Raw genomic sequence first — 14,782 nt, 5'->3', positions numbered from 1 at the left:
CGATTTCTTCCGCCCCCTCTTACAACGAAGCAAAGACAAACATTATAGTTAAGTTGTGTTTTCGTTCGATTTTCGTGAGGTTATTATTGCCGGCAAAATTAACGAAAATAATATTTATTGCCAAATATCCATTTCGTAAATTGCGTTAAATGGATGATATAACCGGATTATTATAACCAAATAATCGAATTAAATGGGGAATATAACGGCAACAAACAGCCATTCTATAAAAAATAAATATTATTTTTGTACATTAACTTACATTATTATAATAGAACGATATGAAACAGTTATTTATTCTACTCTTTATACTCGCGCTTGCTACAGGTGCAAGAGGACAAGACAAATACAAGATAATCAAAGACATTCCTTATGTGTCTGCCGGTGACACTTCGACTTACCGTAAGGAAAGGTGTAAGCTCGATATCTATTATCCTGCCACGAAAAAGGATTATAAAACTATAATTTGGTTCCACGGAGGCGGCTTGGAAGGCGGTAATAAGGAATTTCGCGATGAGCTGCTGAATGCGGGCATCGCCATAGTGTCGCCCAATTACCGGCTGTATCCATACTGCAAAAATCCGCAATATACACAAGATGCCGCAACTGCCGTGGCTTGGGTATTTCATCATATCGAGGAATACGGGGGCGATCCATTACAGATATACATGGGAGGTCATTCGGCCGGCGGTTATCTAACATTGATGCTCGCCTTAGACAAGGCCTACCTAAATGCAGAAAACATAGATGCAGATGCCGTAAAAGGCTATTTTTCCGTTAGTGGACAGACGGCTACACACTATACTATACGCAAGGAACGGGGATTGTCTTTCAGCTCTCCCTTCGTAGACCGGTATGCCCCACTCAACAATGTACGCAAGTTGTCTACACGGTTGGTTCTCATCACGGGTGACAGACACTTGGAACAAATGGCACGTTATGAAGAAAATCTCTATCTGAAAGCAGTACTCGAAGGAATTGGTAATAAAGAAATTCCCCTTCATGAGCTTAGCGGATTTGATCATGGCGGTGTACTCCGTCCCGCCGGACTGCTCATTAAAGAATATCTGATGAAACTTTAAGCCCGAGAATTTATTATATTTACAGCAAACGGAATAGGTACCTCGCATCAACACTTAACATATAAAAAGCACATACGCTTTACATACGATTATGTATAGTCTGCCATATTTATATATACCCCAGCCGGTTATGTACCAGCTATGCAACTCTCTGTTACCGATACCGGAAAGATTATGACCTCAAGCAACTTGGCTATATTCTATATTGTCATATTTATCATCTGTTGAATAACTGGTATGCTCACCGTCTGTATCGATACTTTATGGAATACATTTAAAACAAATTATTTTACGATTAGGTTATCGCGTGAAAAACAAAAAATGACAGGAATTTCCTTTTCCTGCCATTTTAATTAAAATTGGAATGCAACCTGTCTGCCGCATTCTATTGTTCCCAATGTCTAACTTTTATTCTTGGTTATACTGACTTTCCCAGTTCGCCTCTTCTGGCGCGTCACCCTTTCTTCCTTCCAACTGAATAACGAAACTCTTTGCAGGGAAGTATGGAGTAAGATGGATATCAAGCAAAACCCGGTCTTTCTGCTTCGGATCTTGCTCTATCCTAATAACTTTGAATTTTTCAATCAAACGTGTCGGCCCCTGTATGCTATCAAGAAATTTCACGATCTGACTTCTCAAATCGGCTTCTGTACGTGTTGTCCAGTTCTCGAAAGCCCTCCTGTTGAGGAAATCGAACAGCACCTTGGAGATATAATCGAACACACGTACGACAGAATAAGTCTGAAGACCGAGGTTATCGCCATTGAAAAGAGTCTTTGCAGAGAAAGCCATAACCTTGCTGTACTCATTGACCATAGGCACAAGTCCCATGCGTTCGAGTTCTGAAATCTCGCTCTTCTTCAAATCGAAACGCACGCTTTCCACTTCGTCAAGGCTTCCGAATAAAAACAGAAAATAGACATAAGACAAAAGCACAGAGAAAGAATAGAGCAGAAAAGCTGATCGCAATATGCATAAAATCGTTTTTAAAGATAAGTCCAAACGATGTTCGGGAATAATATAAATAACCGACTGCACTTAATAACAAAAACTGTATCTCCGCTATCTAAGTAAACTTCTTATGACATCACCCAACCATGGCTTCTTCATCTTTTCCCAGAAAGCGTCGTATTTGGGCATTTTGAAAGCGTCTTTGTTGATGTTATGCTCCACAGAGGTTGAATACGTGGGGGCATTACAGACCACCGATCTGAGATGTGTGGTATCTGTTACAACCTTAGCTTGACTTTTCATTGCCAATGAGTCTTTAACCTCTTTCGGAAATTGTTCTGTTTTCGTTTGCGCAAAGAGTACACAATGAGCAGAAAAGACTAACAATAACATCACCAATATCTTTCTCATACACATTATTTTATATATAAGCACCACACAAAAATACATAATTCATCTTTGAAAACAGAAATAAATATGAAATATCTTTTTTAATTTTATCATTTTTTATACCTTTGCATTTATGGGTTAGAATGCCCACAAAAGAAAATCAAGAACCATATCAAATATAATTATCATGAAGACCAAACTTTTGTCATTTTGCATTTTATGCAGCATTGCATTAACCTTCTGCTCATGCGAAAAGCCGGTATTCGAAGAGAATACAAAAGAAGAAGAGAAAACATCCGATAAGTTTAATCTGACATTCGATATAGCGCAATTCGAACAAATACCTTTCGCCAATGCCATAGCCTATTCACGTTCAAAGGATATCAGGCAGGTGTGCACACGACTCAACTTTGCCGTATTTAACGATGATACCAAGATTGCATCGGTTAACCAGACTTCTTCAGACAAGAATTTCGGAAAGATATCCGTATCGTTACCGGCCGGTACCTATCGTTTCTTGGTACTTGCCCACAATTGTACGGGTAATGCAACGATTACAAACCTTTCGAAAATCAAGTTTCCCGATAACAAAATTACCGACACTTTCTATTATTGTGAAGAGATAAACGTAGATGCCGCCGCCTCTTATCAGTTGGAATTGCGGCGATGCGTTGCCCAATTCAAACTGATAGTAGAGGATGCCATCCCCGACGAAGTGAAGAAAATGAAGTTCTTCTATACCGGCGGAAGCTCTACGTTCGATGCCATTAACGGAAACGGAAGCGTTGCCTCGCGCCAGACAGAGGAACGAAATGTAAAGGAAGAGCAGCGCTCCGGCAATGCCGAGTTCGGGGTTTATACCTTTCCACGCGACGGTAAAGGCGAGCTAAAAGTTACCGTAACGGCTCTCAATGCATCGGATATGCTGGTAAAAGAACAGCTTTTCGAACACGTACCTATTACGAAAAACCGCATAAGTCTGTGCAAAGAAAACTTCTTCGGTACGCCTGTAAACACCAACAACAATACTTTTTCGTTCGTCGTCAACGATGAATGGGAACAGCAGGAATATACACATTAACACGTATCACCAATTCATTACGGAAAAAGTTTATATCGTTTCGGCAATCAAACGGTGTAAACTTTTTTCGTATTCATACGACTTTTCTGCCCTTAAACCGCCATTTTTTGTACTTTTGGGGTTGGGAAATCGTTGTTCCGAGGATATTATAAGTAAACAGCAAGGTTATGCAAACAGACAAAGCAACGGCAGAAACGCTTTTCAATACGCATCGCAACAAGATGTATGTGCTGGCTCTAATCATGCTGCACGATGCTGCTGAAGCACAAGATGCGGTAAGCGAAGTGTTTATGCACATCGTAGGCAACGGCACCGAAATACAGCCCGAACGGGCGGAAAGCTACCTCTTGACGTGCGTGCGCAACCAATGTTTGAAAGCAATTCGCAGCATGCAACTGAAAGAAAAAGTACGAAAGCTGCTCCCCATCGGCGACTCTGTGGAAATGATACCGTTCGAGGAGCAGACAGACCGCCTGCAAATGGTGCTCGAATACAGCAGCAACGAGTTTACTAAACAGACCTACAGGATCTTCAGGATGCGCTACGAACAGCACTTATCCTACAAGAAAATAGCCGAACAACTGCGCATCAGCGAGGCTGCCGTTTACAAACATTTGGCACAGGCACTGCTGAAATTAAAGAAACATTTTAATCCTTAGACAATGAAAACAAAGGAAGAAAGCATCGAGTTGCTTCTGAAAATGCAGGAACATCCCGAAAATTACACGGAAGAACAGCTGCAACAACTGCTCAACAACGAAGATTGCAGGCAGATATACGAGATGATGAGATGGAGCGAAGAGGCTTTTCTGCTGCCTAAAGCCAACCATACGGGGGGCATGCAGCAGTCGCATTTCGGCGCATGGCATAAGGTTGCGGCGGCCTGTATCGGCTTCGTACTGCTGGCGGGTGTGGCATTTGCCGCCTATCGCATACAGTCATCGAGGCACGAGAGCAGGCAGGCAACACCGTCGGCCGCCATGCAAAAGACAACCGCAGACGATACTCAAGGGGCGTACCCCTCATCCGCAGCAAACGAAAAAACGCCGGCCACCGTGGTTTTCTCCGATAAACCGCTGCCCGAAATATTATCTGCAATGGCAACGTTCTACCATGTTTCCGTAGATTTCCGCACGCCCGAAGCCCGCCATCTGCGCCTTTTTTACAAATGGCAACAAGGTAATTCAATAGAAAATGTGGTAGAAGACCTCAATCATTTCGACCGTGTAAGTCTGCGACTCGAGGGCAATACGCTCATCGTCGAATAACACTATGCACACAGATGAAAAACAATAATATCCTTATTTTGCTGATATTGTGCTGTCTTGCAGGTACCGTGTCGGCGCAGCAGCTTACACGCAGCTATCACGCCGTATCGCTCTCAAAGGTTCTGGAAGACTTGGGAAAGGCGACAGACCGCTACACCGTTAACTTTATCTACAACGAGTTGGAAGATTTCACCGTAACAGAATCGTTCAAAAACCTGAGCGTTCCCGATGCCGTACGCACCGTGTGCGGGCTCTACCCCATCAAGATAACGTTCGATAACGACCGCATTTACGTGGAATGTACGCAGAACATGGCGCAAAAGATTACCGGTAAAGTGGCGGATAACGGTAACAATCCCATCGAATTTGCCAATGTTTCGCTGCTTTCTCCGCGCGACTCGTCGTTCATCAACGGCGGCGTTACCAACGAAAACGGCGACTTCGTAATCCCCTGCAACGTATCTAACGTGCTCGTAAAAGTAACATGTATCGGCTACAAACAGTGCTTCCATCGGGCTTACACCGCACATGTAGGCGTCATACACATGGCAAATAAAGCTTATTTCGTTAACGGAGTGGAGGTAAAGAGCGAACGTCCACAGTACAAAATGACCAGTGGCGGCATGACTGTAGATGTGGAACATTCGCTTCTTTCGCAGATGGGAACAGGCCAAGACGTACTGGTTCAGCTGCCTCGGATAACGGTAAAAAACGACGGCACCATCGATGTATTTGCCAAAGGCAAGCCTCAAATCTACATCAACAGTAAGCTGGTGCGCGACAACAGCGAACTGCTACGGCTGAAATCTGCCGACATCAAGTCCGTCGACCTTATCACCAGTCCGGGTGCGCAGTACGATGCAACGGTAGAGGCCGTTATCCGTATCAAGACCAAACGTAAGCAGGGCGAAGGCTTCAGCTTTCGTTCAGACGCGAATATCAAGTACTCTCATAAATGGAGAGGGTACGAAGATGCCTTTCTGACCTACCGGCTGAACGGTTTCGAGCTATCGGGCAACCTCTATTGGAATAATAACTATTATGGCGAAGATAACCATATGGGAGCAGATATCTATGCCAACAACAACCATGTCAACATCAGACAGTATGTCGATACAGACGCGAGAAGCTCTTATCTATACGGAAATATTGGCGCCAGCTACGATATCGACGACAACAACTCCGCGGGCGTATCGTACACAGTGAGCAAACAACTCTTTTTCAACGCATGGATGAACGGCGGTACACAGACCATCTATCGCAACGGGGTGTTGGAGGGAGAAGTCGTACAAGATATGAAGCGCACTGCAACCGGCGCCCCCGAACACGAATGGAACGTGTATTATACAGGGAAAGCAGGGCGCCTCGGCATCGACTTCAACGGCACCTACATGTGGAACAAATCGGAAATGAGGATGCACGAACGCGAAGTAAGCACCACGATACAGAGCCGTAACATCAATACACAGACAATCAAACACAATCGGCTGGTTGCCGGAAAGCTCGTACTTCGCTATCCGGTAGCCAAAGGCGAACTAAGTATGGGCTCTGAACTGTCGCATACCAACACTGAAAGTACGTATAAGAACGAAGAGGGATACATTCCGGCGTCGGAAACCGATATTCACGAAAGCAATACAGCTGCCTTCGCCGAGTTCCAGATGCCGTTGGGAGACTTCAATATTCGTGCAGGTTTACGCTTCGAACATGTAAAGACCGGCTATTATTCGTTCGGTTCGTGGATGCAAAATCCCAGTCTGCGGCACAATAACTGGTTTCCTAATCTCTCTGTTTCGTGGGCGAAAGGCTCGTGGGAGCTGCAGCTGAACTACGTAAACAAAACCAAACGCCCCTCTTACAATTCGCTCCGTAACGAGGTTCAGTACGATAATCGCTACTTATACGAGGGCGGCAACCCTTATCTGCGATCTGCCCGAAACCACAACATAGAATTCGGAGCAACGCGAAAGTGGCTTAGCGTCAGTGCCGGATATACTTACATAAAGGATGCTATCGTATGGACACCGACTTTATACAACGGGCAGGAGATTGCTTTCCTGCGCAACTTGAACTTCAATCACAGCCAAAATGTCTACATATCTGTAGTGGCTTCGCCCAAATTCAGGTGGTATCAGCCCACGTATGAAGTCGATTTCGTGCACATGTTCTTCAATGCTGCGAAGTATGGCAGTACCCGTCCGGCCGCCAAACCGCAGTGGACATTTGCGCTGAAAAATAAAATCGTGTTCGATAAAACCTGCTTCGCCTTCCTCAATATGCAGTATAAAACCGACCAAACCACCGATTTCATGGTTTCGAAACACAACGGTTACATCAATTTGGGCATCATAAATACGTTCTTCAACAAGGCTCTTACCGTTAATCTCTCCGTAAATGATCTGCTGAAAACCGACAAAGAACACTGGACGCTCTACGGAATAAACGCCAATTTAAGCAAAGACTGCTATAATTACGAGCGCAATATAAACCTCACCGTAAGCTATAATTTCAACACTACACGCAGCAAATACAAGGGAACAGGTGCCGGTAATGAGGAGAAACGCCGTCTGTGAAACAGCGGTAGGCAGGTGCTTCGGTTTTGCTTTTTATGCTTCCCCTAAACCATAGGCGATGGCGGTTTTTGTATTTCTTTTCTTGTGTAATGCCGGTTTATTTTGTATATTTGCGACAATAAAAACTGCTTAAAGAAATACATTCAACACCATTCCGTATGAAAGGAACCATATCAACCGTGCTTGCTTTGGGGCTGTTAGGCTCGCAGGTGCAGGCGCAAAACATCGATTACACGGCAAAGAAAATAGCTGTCTGCAAGGCGAATGCCAAGAACCAAGTACACTTCGTTCCGCTCGAAATAGGCGAAATACGTCCCACAGGCTGGCTCTTAGACTGGGCAAAAGATGCTGCAGCGGGCATAACCGGTCATCTCGACGAATACGAACCGGTGTACGGCAACGGCTGGAGAGGCTTCGGATTTAAAGCGCGCGGTGCGGATGAGCGCGACGGAACGGGGTGGCCGATAGAACAGTGCAGCTATTGGTTAGACGGAGGTGTAAAACTTGGCTACATTCTCAACGACGAACGTCTGATACAAAAGACATCGGAACGCCTCGATCTTGTAGTAAACGGCGTACTTAGAGGGGCCTCCACGTTCATTTATTGGAAACCGGATACGATCGTTAAAGACGGTTTCAACAACTGGGGGCACGGCATTATGGGGCGCGCATTGGTATCGTATTATCAGGCCACCCATAACCCCAAGATACTTCAGGCATTAGAAAAAGTGTACACAGAATACCGCATGATTGCCCCTTCAGACCGCGACATGCTGACGCTCGACACCGCTCTTATAAGAGGTGCCACCAACGTAGATGCCATGACAGAAACCTTTTTATCCACGGGAAACCGCACCATTATGGACTCTATCATAGCCTACAGCAACCACGACAATGTAGAAAAACTGAACCGGAAACTATGCGCTATGACCGACAGAAGCGGCAGAGGTTTCGAGTCGCTCCACGGTGTAACTTTTTACGAAACAAGCCGTGTGCCGGCCATCATGTCTATATGGACGGGCAAGCAATGGGAAATGGATGCCACAAAGAACTTCATCGACTGGGGATTGCGCTACAACGAAATGCCCTACGGGCTCACTTCGGCACAGGAATGGCTGTCGGGTGCGGGCAGTATGCACCATATAGAAACCTGTATTGTGCCCGCTTCGATGTGGACATACACATGGCTTATGCGCATTACAGGGGAAAAGAGCTGGGGCGACCGCATAGAGAACGTGTTCTTCAATGCCGGTGCAGGCTCGATAGCTCGCGATTTCAAGACGATGAGTTACTATCAGACGCCCAACAGGTTTAGCGAAGACCTGCCCGAGGATCCCTCTATTCCGGGCCCGGGCGACCAGAAATTCACGCCTTTCGGTTACGAAGTGCTGTGTTGTGTGGGCAGTTGTAACTGGATAATCCCTAACTATATCAGCAATATGTGGATGGCTACCATAGACGGCGGGCTGGCCTTCACGCTCTACGGGCCGTGTACGGTAACGAAACATCTGAACGGTGCCGACGTCAGAATAGTCTGCAACACCGACTATCCGTATGGCGAAAAGCTCGATATTACCTTCAATACCACGCACAGCATAAACATGCCGCTCTATTTCCGCCTGCCTTCATGGTGTACGAAACCGGCAATCAAGGTGAACGGCAGGCTGGTTTCGGCTCGTCCTGTAGACGGTTTTGCACGCATAGACCGCACGTGGACCGACGGCGATAAGATAGAACTCCGCTTCCCCATGCACGTTTCGGTAACCCAAGGCAGAGAAACTCCCTACCCCAGAGCGCACTACTTCAACGGGGGGTTCGGCGCTCCGACGCCGGCATACAAGGACACTGTGGCCAACCAGCCCTACGAATACGTGAACTACGGCCCGTTGCTGTTTGCCCTGCCGCTTTACGATGTAGATGAAAACAAAGTCGTCCGAGGTCAGAAATTCAACTATGCGCTCGACATACATCCCGCGCGTCTCGCAAGCGAAGTACGCGTGCAACGCTCGCAGATGCCCGTCCGCTGGCGATGGAAGATAGACAAAGCGCCCATAAAGTTGCAGGTAAAAGCCCGCGAAACGGAGTGGAAACCGAGCATCACCGCCCCGCTTCCGCAGCAACCCGTAACGGGCGGTGCCGACAAAACAATCACCCTCGTGCCCTACAGCTGCACAAAGTTCCACGTAACCATGTTTCCCGTTACCAAACGCACTTGGATAAAAGATTGACAAACAGACGCCCTAACGGCGATAAAGCGCCCTTTTAACGCTGATAGACACATGCCCTATCGGCGTTAAAAGGGCTATCTCTTAAATCTGCCTCGACAAGATTACTGACACGAAAGAGAATTGCAGGCCTGCTCGTCAGAATACTTAGGACAAGCAGATATTGCCACTTACAATTCACTTTCTTAGAAAGAACGGAAAAAGGAACTCCGTTTTTTCTCTACATTTTCTATCTTTCCATAGAACGATTATTCCAAGAAAGAAAAATATTTTATGGTTAAATAAGTTGTTCTTTCAGATAAATGCGACAAAATTCCTACATTTTTCATTACCTTTGCAACAAAATAGCAAAAAACGAGTTTATAAAATAGGTATAATACAACCTCTTGTAAATTCAGACAACAGCAAAAAGAAAGTACGGAACACAAAATAAGTAAGAAATTCAAAATGGAAATGAAAAAGCTGATCATATATCTTATGCTGACAATGCTTTGCCCCGTAGTCACGATGGCACAGTCGTCTATGACCGACGAACAAGTTATGCAATTTGCAGCCAAGGAACACGAAGCAGGCACATCCAATGCGCAAATCGTTACCAAACTGATGCAAAGGGGCGTAGATATCCAGCAAATACGTCGCGTAAGGAGTAAATACGAGCGACAAATCAAGCAAAGCGGACTCGGTAATATGGCCGATAAAACGCAGGCGGATGTGGAAAGTCGCATGCGCAAGAATAACGGAAAAACCAAAGAATACGATAACGAAGATAACCTGAAAAGAGGTGCTACCACAACTAACCGAATACAAAGTAACGCCGGTTGGCAACAAGAATATGACAAAAACGGTGAAGAATTCTTGTCTATACAGACCGAACTCGAACAGATATTGCCCGCAGATACAGCCCAACTCGTAAAACAATTGCTGGCAGAACGCGAGAAATCGAAGCGGCAGGTATTCGGACGTAACATCTTCAACAATAAAAATCTTACGTTCGAACCGAGCATGAACATCGCTACACCGCAGAACTATCGCCTCGGCCCGGGCGATGCGGTAATCATAGATGTTTACGGCGCTTCTCAGAAATCTATCAATTCTACCGTTTCTCCCGACGGAGATATCGTGATAGAAGGCTTCGGACCGATTCAAGTTAGCGGACTTACCGTGAGCGAAGCCAATGCCCGTATTCGGTCGCAGCTCGGCGCACGCTACACCAGCAGCCGTATCAAGATTTCTTTGGGGCAGACACGCACGATAACGGTTAACGTAATGGGCGAAGTAAAAGCACCGGGCACTTACACTCTATCGGCCTTCTCTACTGTGTTTCAGGCTCTTTATATGGCGGGGGGCACCAATGATATCGGAACTCTACGCAATATCAAAATATATCGTAGCAACCGCCTCGTCAGCGTATGCGATATTTACGACTATATTCTGAACGGAAAAATGACGGGCAATGTGCGCTTGGCAGATGGCGATGTGATAGTAGTCGGCCCTTACGATTGCCTTGTAAACATCAGCGGTAAGGTAAAAAGACCGATGTATTACGAAATGAAAAAGAACGAGAGTGTGGGCACGCTGCTGAAATACTCGGGCGGTTTTACGGGCGACGCCTATAAGAAATCGGTGCGACTGAACCGTAAGACAGGGCGCGAATATTCCGTATTCAATATTGGTGAATTCGATATGAACAGCTTCCATATTGCCGATGGCGACTCGGTAAGCGTAGACTCTATACTACCTCGCTATGCGAACACGGTAGAAATAAAAGGAGCGGTATTCCGCCCGGGGATGTATAATTTGAGCGGTGAAATCAACAGCGTGCGCTCGTTGATAGAGCATGCGGAAGGACTCACCGAAGAGGCTTTCAGCGCTCATGCCGTGATGCACCGCATGAAGAGCGACCGCACGCTTGAAGTAGTACCGGTAGACGTGGCCGGTATTCTAAGCGGAAACGTGGCAGACATACCGTTGAAAGAAAACGATGTGCTATTCATTCCCACCAAAACAGAGAGGATGACACAGCGTACGATCATCATTCATGGCGAAGTACAATATCCGGGCATCTACAAATATGCCGACAATGAAACCATTGAAGACTTTATCCTACAGGCAGGCGGACTTACTGATAGGGCATCGACGGTAAAGGTAGACGTGGCTCGGCGCGTGGATAATCCCAAAGCATTCACCACAGACAGCATCATTGCCAAAACCTACACCCTCTCGTTGAAAGACGGTTTCGTGATCGATGGCACACCGGGTTTCAAACTTATGCCTTTCGATGAAGTGTATGTGCGCAAGAGTCCGGGCTACGTAACTCAACAAAACGTAACCATAGAAGGGCAGGCTATGTTTGCAGGAACCTATACCCTCTCGAACAAGAATGAAAAACTGAGCGATTTGGTAAGAAAAGCCGGTGGCGTAACCGATCTCGCCTATGTGAAAGGTGCACGCTTGGAACGCCGCATAACTCCCGAAGAACGTCTGAAAATGCAAACGGTAATGAAACTTCTGCAGGCACAGGCAGGAGAGAAAGACAGCATAGACATCAGCAAGCAACAGCTTGGCGACACCTACTATGTGGGGATAGAGTTGGACAAGGCATTAGAGAAACCCAACGGAGATGCTGACCTTGTGCTCCGCGAAGGCGACAAACTTATTATTCCGGAATATAACGGAACCGTAAAGATTAGTGGCGATGTGGTTTATCCGAATGCCGTAGCTTACGAAAAGGGTAAGAAAGCGTCTTACTATATAGACCAAGCCGGCGGCTGGGGAAACCGTGCCAAGAAAAGTCGTGCCATCATTGTATATATGAACGGCACGGTGGCTAAGATCAGTCATAACGCAAAAGTTCTGCCCGGCAGCGAGATTATAGTGCCGAGCAAACCTAAGCCTACGGGCAACACTCTCGGTCAGTGGCTCACCATCGGCACCTCTGTAGCCAGCATAGCCACCATGATTGCCACCATCGCAAATTTGATAAAGAAATAGAAACTGTATAAAAGAGCACCGACGGCAGCACACATACCAAGACTTTAGTAAATTATTTTCTTTTTAAATATCCATTTGTTACAGGATTAACCACGTATTAATAAGTTAGATGGTTTAATGAATATTCTACAAATATTAGGCAATAACAAACGAACCGCATTAATGCGAAAGAATATATTAGCTTCTTTTCTAATCAAAGGATGGACAGGATTAATATATCTACTTATTGTGCCTATAACCTTAAAGTGTCTTGGAGAATATGAAAATGGTTTATGGCTTACTATCAGTGCCCTATTGATTTGGATCGATAACATGGATATCGGACTCGGAAACGGATTACGGAACAACCTTGCATCCTGTATTGCCCATGGTGAAACAAGGCAAGCTCGTCAATTTGTTTCCAATACTTTCTTCATGCTTATATTTATAATAGTTCCGACTCTACTGCTACTTATATTTTTAATTACCCACACTGATATTTATACTTTTTTAAATATTGATCACAAGTTGGTGCTCAATCTTGATAAAATCATCATCACTGCATTAATATTTGTATGTAGCACGTTTATTTTTAAATTTATAGGAAATCTATATCTCGGATTACAATTGCCAGCAGTCAGTAACTTGCTGGTGTGCTGTGGATATACCCTATCTTTTGTGGGTACATATATTCTCTATGTTATTCATCATGGAACTTTATGGAATATAGCCATAATAAATACGGCATCTCCCCTCATCGTATATCTTATTAGTTATCCTTATACATTTTTTATCAGATATCCACAATTAAGGCCAAAACTGAAGGATTTAAACTTTCGAGTAGCAGCCAATTTATTTAAAATCGGAATAAAATTTTTTTTATTACAGATGTCTTCGTCTTTCGTATTTCTTACATCAAGTCTTCTAATGGAAAAACTTTTTTCTCCTATTCTTGTAACTCCTTATCAAATTACATATAGATATTTCAGTATAATATTGCATGCTTTTACCATTATTTGCAGCCCGTATTGGTCAGCTACGACAGATGCTTATGAGCGCAAAGATTTTGAATGGATTTTAGATGCCTCAAAGAAAATAAAGAAAATCATATTGGGAAGTTTTGCTGTTATTATTCTATTACTTATCTTATCCCGACCAATATATTCCGTCTGGATCGGTAATCAAGTAGATATCCCAATAGCATTCAGTATCGGGATGGCACTATATATGATGATTACCATTTACTGCCTTGCATATTGTTATTTCCTGAATGGTATAGGTGCACTGAACATACAGCTTTTTTGTACACTTACCGGTGCAGCATTATTCTTCATATTAGTTTTCACACTAAAAGAAGTCTTCAACGATGCATTAATTATTATTATTTCGTTATGTGTCTCAAACTTGCCCAGCTTGGTTTGCAATAGAGTGCAATTCTACAAAATATCCCATAGAACAGCTAAAGGAATATGGAAAAAATAAAAATATCAATTATCACAATTTGCTATAACAATAAAAGTGGATTGGAGCAAACCATAAGAAGTGTAGGTTCCCAGATATATAATAGTAAAGAATTTATCATTATTGATGGAGGAAGTAGGGACGGAAGTACCGACCTTATAGATAATTACCAAGAATTTATAGATATATTTGTAAGCGAACCTGACAATGGCATATATGATGCCATCAACAAAGGTATCTCAAAAGCTACAGGAGAATGGATCATATGTATGAATGCCGGAGATACTTTCACAGATAAATACGTTTTAGAAAATATATTTAAAGAAAATATTCCTGCCTCTATCTCTGTTATCTATTCCGACTATTGGGCAAAGACTTATGATGGTTTCAAATATATTTGTTACATGGATCGCTCTAAGGGAACACTCATGCACCAATCCTGTATTTATAGAAAAAAACTCCATGCGCAGTATGGACTCTATCTTGTTACAAAGCCCTATATTTGCTCAGATTTACAATTCCTATTAATGATACCTAATGAAGAATATTTCAAGGCACCGTTTCCTATCTCCATAAACGCTTGTGGAGGAGTCTCACAAAATAATACTTGGTGCGATGAATGTTCACAAGGGTTAAAAGTTGCATTCAGAATAGAAAGTATGAATCATGCCTTTTTTAATTATCATAAAGCTGTAATAAAAAATGCAATACCGTATAAAATTAAACGTTTAATAAAACAAATTATACTTAGACGTGAGTTTATAAAAATAGAATCTTAGTT

At 44.0% G+C, this 14,782-nt stretch carries 10 protein-coding genes and 1 pseudogene; 9 read left to right on the top strand and 2 right to left on the bottom strand.

Going from position 1 to position 14,782, the window contains the following annotated elements; genetic code table 11:
* Nucleotides 1–281: 281 nt before the first annotated feature.
* Nucleotides 282–1,082 (top strand): alpha/beta hydrolase fold domain-containing protein, encoded by an 801-nt coding sequence (locus tag HMPREF0663_RS08250; RefSeq protein ID WP_004369961.1) that lies wholly within the window; start codon nucleotides 282–284, stop codon nucleotides 1,080–1,082.
* Nucleotides 1,083–1,490: 408 nt separating this feature from the next.
* On the opposite strand, the pseudogene HMPREF0663_RS08245 reads toward HMPREF0663_RS08250, so the two are convergent.
* A pseudogene (locus tag HMPREF0663_RS08245) lies at nucleotides 1,491–2,021 on the bottom strand (hypothetical protein); the annotation flags it as partial.
* A 123-nt stretch (nucleotides 2,022–2,144) separates the two neighbouring features.
* Nucleotides 2,145–2,444: a hypothetical protein gene (locus HMPREF0663_RS08240; RefSeq protein WP_016665223.1), complete on the bottom strand. Its 300-nt coding sequence runs from the start codon at nucleotides 2,442–2,444 to the stop codon at nucleotides 2,145–2,147.
* A 166-nt stretch (nucleotides 2,445–2,610) separates the two neighbouring features.
* On the opposite strand from HMPREF0663_RS08240, the gene HMPREF0663_RS08235 reads away from it, so the two are divergent.
* From HMPREF0663_RS08235 to HMPREF0663_RS08200, 8 genes are all read left to right on the top strand, one after another.
* The gene (locus HMPREF0663_RS08235) at nucleotides 2,611–3,504 is read left to right on the top strand and encodes a DUF6562 domain-containing protein (protein ID WP_004369958.1); all 894 of its coding nucleotides are present in this window, start codon (nucleotides 2,611–2,613) and stop codon (nucleotides 3,502–3,504) included.
* Between the two features lie 167 nt (nucleotides 3,505–3,671).
* A complete protein-coding gene (locus HMPREF0663_RS08230; protein ID WP_004369957.1) occupies nucleotides 3,672–4,163 on the top strand; it encodes an RNA polymerase sigma factor in 492 nt (163 codons plus the stop codon).
* A 3-nt stretch (nucleotides 4,164–4,166) separates the two neighbouring features.
* Nucleotides 4,167–4,772: a DUF4974 domain-containing protein gene (locus HMPREF0663_RS08225; protein WP_004369956.1), complete on the top strand. Its 606-nt coding sequence runs from the start codon at nucleotides 4,167–4,169 to the stop codon at nucleotides 4,770–4,772.
* Nucleotides 4,773–4,786: 14 nt separating this feature from the next.
* Nucleotides 4,787–7,345: a TonB-dependent receptor domain-containing protein gene (locus tag HMPREF0663_RS08220; RefSeq protein WP_004369955.1), complete on the top strand. Its 2,559-nt coding sequence runs from the start codon at nucleotides 4,787–4,789 to the stop codon at nucleotides 7,343–7,345.
* A gap of 158 nt (nucleotides 7,346–7,503) precedes the next feature.
* Nucleotides 7,504–9,573, top strand: a complete 2,070-nt coding sequence (locus HMPREF0663_RS08215) for a glycoside hydrolase family protein (RefSeq protein WP_004369954.1) — start codon at nucleotides 7,504–7,506, stop codon at nucleotides 9,571–9,573.
* Between the two features lie 450 nt (nucleotides 9,574–10,023).
* Nucleotides 10,024–12,561 (top strand): SLBB domain-containing protein, encoded by a 2,538-nt coding sequence (locus HMPREF0663_RS08210; RefSeq protein WP_187115885.1) that lies wholly within the window; start codon nucleotides 10,024–10,026, stop codon nucleotides 12,559–12,561.
* Nucleotides 12,562–12,723: 162 nt separating this feature from the next.
* A complete protein-coding gene (locus HMPREF0663_RS08205; RefSeq protein ID WP_016665224.1) occupies nucleotides 12,724–14,022 on the top strand; it encodes an MATE family efflux transporter in 1,299 nt (432 codons plus the stop codon).
* On the top strand, nucleotides 14,010–14,780 hold the full coding sequence (locus HMPREF0663_RS08200; RefSeq protein WP_004369950.1) for a glycosyltransferase: 771 nt from the start codon (nucleotides 14,010–14,012) through the stop codon (nucleotides 14,778–14,780). Before HMPREF0663_RS08205 ends, HMPREF0663_RS08200 begins: the two co-directional genes overlap by 13 nt.
* Nucleotides 14,781–14,782 lie beyond the last annotated feature (2 nt).

Origin of the sequence: Hoylesella oralis ATCC 33269 (genome assembly GCF_000185145.2) — a bacterium.
GTDB classification, from domain to species: domain Bacteria; phylum Bacteroidota; class Bacteroidia; order Bacteroidales; family Bacteroidaceae; genus Prevotella; species Prevotella phocaeensis.
Note: the sequence above shows the minus strand (reverse complement) of the source record. Positions and strands in the feature narration are given on the sequence as shown.